This is a genomic window from Pseudomonas sp. EGD-AK9, from assembly GCF_000465935.2.
Lineage (GTDB): Bacteria > Pseudomonadota > Gammaproteobacteria > Pseudomonadales > Pseudomonadaceae > Aquipseudomonas.
The window spans coordinates 1-6748 of sequence record NZ_AVOF01000180.1 but is presented as its reverse complement, the minus strand read 5'-3'; the positions used below and the strand labels follow the sequence as shown (position 1 = coordinate 6748).

The following is a 6748-nucleotide window of genomic DNA, read 5'->3' as shown; positions in this document are numbered from 1 at the left end:
AGGGGGCTGTCGGCCAGCTCGGTCAGTTGCGGCAGCGCCTGCTCCAGCGCCGCCACCCCGCACAGGCCGCAGCCGCTGGTGCCGGCCAGATTGCGCCGCTGCTGCTTGAGCGCCCAGAAGGCGCGGTTGGCGATCTGCACCTCGGCGTGGAAGGCCTCGCCCTGACGGCCGATCTGGATGTCGTAGATTTCCTCGACGCCCTCGACCAGCGCGCCGCTCAGGCTGAAGCCGACCACGAAATCCTCCAACGCGCTGGGCGAGACCATCATCACCGCATGGCTGATGCCGTTGTAGGCGATGGCCAGGGCGCATTCCTCGGCCAGCACCGCATGGCCGCTGCGCGCCGCCTGGTCCAGCTCGACATAGGCGTAGCCGTCCCGCGCCGGGTGGGCGGTGCGATCATCGGCGAGCGGATCGGCGGTACGGCGTGACATGGGATGCTGGCTCCTCGCGAGGATCGTAGGGTGGATCACGCTTTACCGATCCACCGTGGTGCCGCAATGGAGGATGAAAAGAGCGTCATCCACCCTACGCCGAACCGAGACTTTAGGTTATCCGACACTTGCGGTTGTCTGCTGCGCACAGCCTGGGCGGCCCCGCGACACCCTACAGGGCTCGCGCGACCTGCGGCTCGATCTGCCCGCGCAAATCGCGCAGCACCTGCAGCACGAACTCGCTCAAGCCCTCACCGCCGCTGGCGTCCAGGTGAGCGTAGAGCGCCGTGCGCATCTGCGGGTCCCACTGCCGCTTGAGGTGCTGGGCGTACTCCGTGCGCGCCTGGGCGGGATCGGGCTGGGAGGCGAAGAAGGCGCCGATCTGGTTGGCCATCTTGATCAGTTGCGTGGCGTTCATGCCCATCGAAAAGTCCCCCTGGGTAGGATGGGTCGGGCCGCGTAGGTCGAGCGCAGCGATAGCCAGGCAGCCGGGCAGGTACCCCGCACGCCGGTCATAGCTGCACCACCTTGATCTGCGGCAGCAGGTTGACCTGCTCGCGGGTGAAGGTATCGAACTCCTGCTGCCAGTCTGACGGCGCCTCGACCTTGCGCACCTGTACCGCGGTGACCTTGTACTCCGGGCAGTTGGTGGCCCAGTCGGAGTTGTCGGTGGTGATCACGTTGGCGCCGGATTCCGGGTGGTGGAAGGTGGTGTACACCACGCCCGGCTGCATGCGCTCGGTGACCCTGGCGCGCAGCACCGTCTCGCCGGCGCGGCTGTCGATGCCGACCCAGTCGCCGTCCTTGATGCCGCGGTCCTCGGCGTCCACCGGGTGCAGTTCGAGCACGTCCTCGGGGTGCCAGGCCGTGTTGGCGGTGCGTCGGGTCTGCGCGCCGACGTTGTACTGCGAGAGGATGCGCCCGGTGGTCAGCACCAGCGGCCGCTTGCGCGAGGTGCGCTCGTCGGTGGGGATGTACTCAGTGACCATGAAGCGCCCCTTGCCGCGCACGAAGGCGTCCTCGTGCATGATCGGCGTGCCTTGCGGCGCCTCGTCGTTGCACGGCCACTGGATGCTGCCCAGGCGCTCGAGCTTGGCATAGCTGACGCCGCTGAAGGTCGGCGTCAGCGCGGCGATCTCGTCCATGATCTCGGACGGATGGCGGTAGTGCATCGGGTAGCCGAGGGCGTTGGACAGCGCCACTGTCACTTCCCAGTCTTCCTTGCCGGCCAGCGCCGGCATCACCTTGCGCACCGGCGAGATGCGCCGCTCGGCGTTGGTGAAGGTACCGTTCTTCTCCAGGAAGGAGGCGCCGGGCAGGAACACATGGGCGTACTTGGCGGTTTCGTTGAGGAACAGGTCCTGCACCACCACGCACTCCATGGCCTTGAGCGCATCGGTGACGTGCTGGGTGTCGGGGTCGGACTGCGCCGGGTCCTCGCCCTGGATGTAAATGCCCTTGAAGGTGCCGGCATGGGCCGCGGCGAACATGTTGGGGATGCGCAGGCCCGGCTCGTCGAGCAGCTTGACGCCCCAGGCGGCCTCGAACTGCGGCCGCACCACCGGGTCGGAGACGTGGCGGTAGCCCGGCAGCTCGTGGGGGAAGGAACCCATGTCGCAGGAGCCCTGCACGTTGTTCTGTCCGCGCAGCGGGTTCACGCCCACCCCAGGCCGGCCGATATTGCCGGTGGCCATGGCCAGGTTGGCGATCGCCATCACGGTGGACGAGCCCTGGCTGTGCTCGGTGACGCCCAGACCGTAGTAGATCGCCGCGTTGCCGCCAGTGGCATACAGGCGGGCGGCCGCGCGCACCGAGGCGGCCGGCACGCCGGTCAGGGCTTCCATGGCCTCGGGGCTGTTGCGCGGTTCGCTGACGAAGGCGCGCCACTGTGCGAAGGCTTCGGCCTCGCAGCGCTCGGCGACGAAGGCCTCGTTGATCAGGCCCTCGGTGGCGATCACGTGGCCCAGGCTATTGAGCAGAGCGACGTTGCTGCCCGGACGCAGCTGCAGGTGATGCTCGGCGCGGATGTGCGGGCTGCGCACCAGGTCGATGCCGCGCGGGTCGGCGACGATCAGCTTGGCGCCCTCACGCAGGCGGCGCTTGAGCTGCGAGCCGAACACCGGGTGGCCGTCGGTGGGGTTGGCGCCGATCACCAGCACCACGTCGGCGGCCAGCACCGAGTCGAAATCCTGGGTACCGGCCGATTCGCCGAGGGTGACCTTGAGGCCGTAGCCGGTCGGCGAATGACAGACGCGGGCGCAGGTGTCGACGTTGTTGTTGCCGAAGGCGGCGCGCACCAGCTTCTGCACCAGGTAGGTTTCCTCGTTGGTGCAGCGCGAGGAGGTCAACCCGCCGACCGCGTGGCTGCCGTACTGCGCCTGGATCTCCTTGAAGCGCCGGGCGGCGTGGCCGATGGCCTCGTCCCAGCTCACCGGGCGCCAGGGCTCATGGATGCTGTCGCGGATCATCGGCGTCTTGATGCGGTCCGGGTGGGTCGCGTACCCCCAGGCGAAGCGGCCCTTGACGCAGGCGTGGCCGTGGTTGGCGTGACCGTTCTTGTTCGGCACCATGCGCACTACTGTATTTCCCTTGACCTCGGCGTTGAACGAGCAGCCGACGCCACAGTAGGCGCAGGTGGTGGTCACGCTGCGCTCGGCCTGGCCCAGCTCGATCACCGATTTTTCCATCAGCGTGGCGGTCGGGCAGGCGTTGACGCAGGCGCCGCAGGACACGCACTCGGAGTCGAGGAAGTCCTCGTCCTGGCCGGCAGCCACGCGCGAATCGAAGCCACGGCCGTCGATGGTCAGGGCGAAGGTGCCCTGCACTTCCTCGCAGGCGCGCACGCAGCGGTTGCAGACGATGCACTTGGCCGGGTCGTAGCTGAAATAGGGGTTGGACTCGTCCTTGGCCTCGGCCAGGTGGGTCTTCACCGGGTCGTAACGCACCTCGCGCAGGCCGACCACGCCGGCCATGTCCTGCAGCTCACAGTTGCCGTTGGCCGAGCAGGTCAGGCAGTCCAGCGGGTGGTCGGAGATGTACAGCTCCATGGTGCCGCGACGCAGTTCGGCCAGTTTCGGGCTCTGCGTGCGCACCACCATGCCCGCCTCCACCGGGGTGGTGCAGGACGCCGGGAAGCCGCGGCGGCCTTCGATTTCCACCATGCACAGGCGGCACGAGCCGAAGGGCTCCAGGCTGTCGCTGGCGCACAGCTTGGGCACGGCGATGCCGGCCTCCTGGGCCGCGCGCATCAGCGAGGTGCCGGCCGGCACGGTGATGGCGTTGCCGTCGATTTCCAGGGTTACCGGGGCGCCGCTGCGAGCAGGGGTGCCATAGTCGAGTTCACGATACAGGGCCATGGGGACGCCTCCGGATCAGCGGGCTTCGGCGGCGTCTTGCGCCATGCCGAAGTCCTCGGGAAAGTGGTTGAGGGCGCTCATCACCGGATAGGGGGTCATGCCGCCGAGGGCACAGAGCGAGGCGCCGAGCATGGTGTCGCAGAGGCTCTTGAGCAGCTCGATGCGCCCCGGCTGCGGGCCTTCGGAGCGGGCGACTATGATCTGCGCCAGCAGCTCCTCGCCACGGGTCGAGCCGATCCGGCAGGGTGTGCACTTGCCGCAGGACTCCACCGCGCAGAACTCCATGGCGTAACGGGCCATGTCGGCCATGTCCACCGTGTCGTCGAACACCACGATGCCGCCGTGGCCGAGCACCGCGCCGAGGGCGGCGAAGGCCTCGTAGTCCAGCGGCGTGTCGAACTGCGACTCGGGCAGGTAGGCGCCGAGCGGGCCGCCGACCTGCACAGCGCGGATCGGCCGGCCGCTGGCCGAACCGCCGCCGTACTCGTAGAGCAGCTCGCGCAGGGTGATGCCGAAGGCCTTCTCGATCAGGCCGCCGCGGGCGATGTTGCCGGTCAGCTGGATCGGCAAGGTGCCGAGCGAGCGGCCCATGCCGTAGTCCTTGTAGTAGGCGCTGCCCTTGTCGAGGATGATCGGCACCGAAGCCAGCGAGATCACGTTGTTGATCACCGTCGGCTGGCCGAACAGGCCCTCGATGGCTGGCAGCGGCGGCTTCGGCCGCACGGTGCCGCGCTTGCCCTCGATGCTTTCCAGCAGCGCGGTTTCCTCGCCGCAGATATAGGCCCCGGCGCCGCGGCGCAGCTCCAGATGGAAGGCCTTGCCGCTGCCGAGCAGGTCGTCGCCCAGGTAGCCGGCGGCCGTGGCGCGGGCGATGGCCTCGAGCAGCACTGCCTCGGCGTGCGGGTATTCCGAGCGCAGGTAGATATAGCCCTTGGTCGCGCCGACGGCCAGGCCGGCGATGCACATGCCTTCGATCAGCACGTAGGGGTCGTCTTCCATCACCATGCGGTCGGAAAAGGTGCCCGAGTCGCCTTCGTCGGCGTTGCAGACGATGTACTTCTGCTCGGCCTGGCAGCCAAGCACGGTGCGCCACTTGATGCCGGTGGGGAAGGCCGCGCCGCCACGGCCGCGCAGGCCGGACTCGGTGACCTCGGCGACTATCGCCTCGGGCGTCATGCCGAGGGCGCGCTTGAGGCCGCGGTAGCCGTCGTGGGCGAGGTAATCCTCCAGCGACAGCGGGTCGGTGATGCCGACGCGGGCGAAGGTCAGGCGCTCCTGGCGCTTGAGGTAGTCGATCTCCTCGGTCAGGCCCTGGCCCAGCGCATGCGCCTTGCCTTCGAGGAAACCGGCATCGAACAGCCCGGCGACGTCGCGCGCCTTGACCGGCCCATAGGCGACGCGGCCGGCCGGCGTAGCGACCTCGACCAGCGGTTCGAGCCAGAACAGCCCGCGCGAGCCGTTGCGCACCAGTTGTACCTCGATACCGCGCGCCGCAGCCTCGGCGACTATGGCCTGGGCCACCTTGTCGGCGCCCAGGCTGAGCGCGGTGGCGTCGCGCGGGACGAAGACCTTGATCGACTCGCTCATGCGCGTGCCTCCTGTTCGGCCAGCAGCGCCAGCAGTTCATCGGCATCGACACGGCCGTGCAGCTCGCCGTTGAGCATGGCGTTCGGCGCACAGGCGCAGTTGCCCAGGCAGTACACCGGCTCGAAGCTCAGGCTGCCATCCGCGCGGGTCTCGCCCAGCGGCAGGCCGAGTTTCTCCTCAAGCTCGGCGGTCAGCGCCTTGACCCCCATCGACTGGCAGGCCTCGGCCTGGCACAGCTTGAGCACCTGACGACCGGGCGGCGTGGCGCGAAAATCGTGGTAGAAGCTGACCACCCCGTGCACCTCGGCGCGCGACAGGCAGAGGTCCTCGGCGATCAGCGGCAGCAGCTCGGGCGGTACGGCGCCGAGGCGGTCCTGGATGTCGTGGAGGATCGGCAGCAGGGCGCCGGGCTGGCCGCGGTGGGCGGCCAGCACCTCGCGGGCGACGGCCTGGCACTGCTCGGGGGCGAAGCGCTGGGGAAGAACAGCCATATTCGATGCTCCAGCCGGCGGAGGTCGCCGGTACTGTCGGGGGAGATAATCCGCGCCAGTCACGGCTGCTGGTCGGCTTATCCCAAGCGAAGCCATTGGGCTCGCCATATATGAAGTAAAGTTCTTATACTCGGACGCAAAGCGCCCATGCACGGCAAACTAACATGGGAAATTGGCCACACAAATATGAAGCCATGAACATATGATCCGTATCGATATCCAGCCGCGCTGGCGTTTCCACCAGCGCGACGGCAGCAGCCTCGACCCGCAGGGGCTGGAACTGCTGCAGGCGGTACACGACACCGGCAAGCTCACCGAGGCCGCCGCCCGCGTCGGCTATTCCTACCGCCATGCCTGGAACCTCTTGGGCAAGTGGCAGGCGTTCTTCGGCAGCCCGCTGATCGAGCTGGAGCGCGGCAAGGGCGCGCGCCTGGCGCCGCTGGGCGAGAAGCTGCTGTGGGCCGACCAACGCATCCGCGCGCGGCTGTCGCCGCAGCTTGACAACCTGGCCGGCGAGCTGGAGCTGGAGCTGAACCGGGTGCTGCAGGCCAGCAACCCCGGCCTGCGCATCCACGCCAGCCACGGTTTCGCCGTGGCAGCGCTGCGCGAGTGGCTGGAGCGCGACCCCAGCTGGCAGTGGGAGGTACAGTTTCGCAGCGGCAGCGAGGCGATCATCGCCCTGCATCGCCACGACTGCGAGGTGGCCGGCCTGCACGTGCCGGCCGGGCCGCTCGGCGCACTGAGCATGGCCCGCATCCAGCCCTGGCTGCGCCCCGACCAGCGGGTAATCACCTTCGTCGTGCGCACCCAGGGGCTGATGCTCGCCCCCGGCAAACCCGCACGGCGTGCGCGGCCTGGCGGACCTGGCGCGCGGCGAGCT

At 68.7% G+C, this 6748-nt stretch carries 6 protein-coding genes; 1 reads left to right on the top strand and 5 read right to left on the bottom strand.

Annotation, left to right across the window (positions count from 1 at the left end; translation table 11 throughout):
- The 5 genes from N878_RS09905 to N878_RS09885 all read right to left on the bottom strand — a co-directional run.
- Positions 1-434 (bottom strand): formate dehydrogenase accessory sulfurtransferase FdhD (locus N878_RS09905; RefSeq protein WP_021443507.1); only part of this gene is annotated, 434 nt, incomplete at its 3' end.
- Between the two features lie 172 nt (positions 435-606).
- Positions 607-852 carry a formate dehydrogenase subunit delta gene (locus N878_RS09900; RefSeq protein ID WP_021443506.1) on the bottom strand — a complete coding sequence of 82 codons (246 nt, stop codon included), beginning with the start codon at positions 850-852 and terminating at the stop codon, positions 607-609.
- A gap of 94 nt (positions 853-946) precedes the next feature.
- Positions 947-3790, bottom strand: a complete 2844-nt coding sequence (gene fdhF, locus N878_RS09895) for a formate dehydrogenase subunit alpha (protein ID WP_021443505.1) — start codon at positions 3788-3790, stop codon at positions 947-949.
- A 15-nt stretch (positions 3791-3805) separates the two neighbouring features.
- Positions 3806-5377: an NADH-quinone oxidoreductase subunit NuoF gene (locus tag N878_RS09890; protein ID WP_021443504.1), complete on the bottom strand. Its 1572-nt coding sequence runs from the start codon at positions 5375-5377 to the stop codon at positions 3806-3808.
- Positions 5374-5868 carry a formate dehydrogenase subunit gamma gene (locus tag N878_RS09885; protein WP_021443503.1) on the bottom strand — a complete coding sequence of 165 codons (495 nt, stop codon included), beginning with the start codon at positions 5866-5868 and terminating at the stop codon, positions 5374-5376. Before N878_RS09885 ends, N878_RS09890 begins: the two co-directional genes overlap by 4 nt.
- Before the next feature lie 202 nt (positions 5869-6070).
- On the opposite strand from N878_RS09885, the gene N878_RS09880 reads away from it, so the two are divergent.
- Positions 6071-6748, top strand: a 678-nt coding sequence (locus tag N878_RS09880; RefSeq protein ID WP_021443502.1) for a substrate-binding domain-containing protein, incomplete at its 3' end; no start/stop codon positions are given.